Source organism: Enhygromyxa salina (assembly GCF_002994615.1).
Lineage (GTDB): Bacteria > Myxococcota_A > Polyangia > Nannocystales > Nannocystaceae > Plesiocystis > Plesiocystis salina_A.
Genome location: NZ_PVNK01000303.1, coordinates 1 through 1,772 on the forward strand (window position 1 = coordinate 1; position 1,772 = coordinate 1,772).

The following is a 1,772-nucleotide window of genomic DNA, read 5'->3' on the forward strand; positions in this document are numbered from 1 at the left end:
ACCCCTGGGGCCCGCCGCCACCGAGCTCGGTCGGCGCCGGGCCCCAGGGGTAGGGGTCACGGCCCTCATCTTGGCCACCACCCTCGAGCGGGGCGTCACCACAACACCCGGAGACCACGGCAAGCTTCCGACTCCCGATCATCCCCCGGGGTGTCCCGACCTGACCGAACTCCTCGAAGTAGGCGAGATCTACCACCCGCTCACGCGCAGCCCCGCCTCTCTCGGCGACGTTGAGCATTCGGCCGATCTGCGTGTGGGTAAAAGGCTCGGTCGGCTCATCGAGGTCCTCGGTTGTACCCATTGTGGGGAATGATTCCGACATGCCGGCATCGGGTCCATCACGTTAGTCGCTGAAACCACGCCGACGTTCGCAAAAAGCACCCACGCCCCGAACGATCCCATCACGCCCGCGACTCCTTCGACACGCACGGCGAGTCCAGAAGCCGACGTGCGCGGCGAACTCGCCACCGACGACGAAATGGTCGAAGAGCACAAACAGCTGGGCCCGTATACGCTCCATCGCAAGATCGGCTCCGGCGGCATGGCCGAGGTCTGGATGGCGCAGCGCGCGGTCATCGGCGACGTTCGCAAGACCGTGGCGCTCAAGATGCTCAACGCGGTGTCCCGCGAGAAGCCCGAGTATCGCGAGATGTTCCTCGACGAGGCGCGGCTGTCGACGCTGCTCAACCACTCGACGATCGTGCAGGTGTTCGACGCGGGCGAGTGCGAGGGCGAGTGCTTCATGGCCATGGAGTGGGTCGACGGCGTCAACCTCTCGCAGCTCAACGCGATGCTGTGGGAGCGCGGCGAGCGGCTGCCGCTGCATGTTGCGACCTACATCATCGGCGAGGTCCTGCGCGCCCTCGATCACGCCCACAACCTCCGAACCCACGAGTCGGCCTCGATCGTCCACCGCGACGTCTCGCCCCAAAACGTGATGCTCTCGGTCGCGGGCGAGGTCAAGCTGATGGACTTCGGGGTCGCGCGCTTCGCGACCGAAGAGACGGCGGGCATCCACGTCAAGGGCAAGCTGCGCTACATGCCGCCCGAGCAGGTTCAGGGCCAGTCCCGCGAGCCCACGGTGGATCTCTTCGCGGTCGGGGCGGTCCTCCACGAGATGCTCGAGGGTCGGCGCTTTCGCAACGAGTGGGACGATCTCCAGCTGCTCACGAAGATCATGGACGGGGCCGTGCCCCCCCTCTCGCAGCCCGACGAGCTTCCGAAGCAGGTCGTCAATGTCATGTATGGGCTGCTCGAGGCCAACACCCAGATACGCATCGGGAGCGCGCGCGGAGCCCTGCGCATGCTGACCGAGTGGCCCGGCTACCGCAACGCGGCGATCGACCTCGAGTCCTATGTGACTCGCTATCGAGACATCATGCCGCCGCCCTTGCCCCCGCCCGGGACCGCCGCGAGCGGGGACATTCAGGCCCGGATCGCCGCGCGCGTGGCCGCAAGCGCTGCGGCGGCGCACGACGAGTCATCTCGGCGCAGGCTCTGGCGCGGCGTCAATCCCTCGACGGGGACGACCCTCGATCAGCTCGACGGCCACGCGGTCGATGACACCAACGTCGGGACCCTCGCGGCTGGTCGAGGGTCGCTCCTGCGCCGGGCAGCCGCGCTTGCCATTGGCGCGCTGGCCCTGTCTCTCGCCAGCCTGACGATGTGGTTGGCCTTCGAGGTGTCGTCGGACGGCGACGAAGCCGACGCCGAGATCGCCGCTGTGAGCCCCGAGCCCGAGCCCGAGCCCGAGCCCGAGCCCCAGCCCCAGC

The 1,772-nt window shown here is 68.0% G+C and carries 2 protein-coding genes; one reads left to right on the top strand and one right to left on the bottom strand.

Annotated elements, in window-relative coordinates:
* The coding region (locus tag ENSA5_RS38765; protein WP_181198462.1) for a hypothetical protein at positions 1-301 on the bottom strand (301 nt) is incomplete at its 3' end.
* Between the two features lie 147 nt (positions 302-448).
* Between ENSA5_RS38765 and ENSA5_RS38770 the strand changes: the two genes are divergently transcribed.
* On the top strand, positions 449-1,772 hold a 1,324-nt coding region (locus ENSA5_RS38770), incomplete at its 3' end, for a serine/threonine-protein kinase (RefSeq protein ID WP_106395986.1).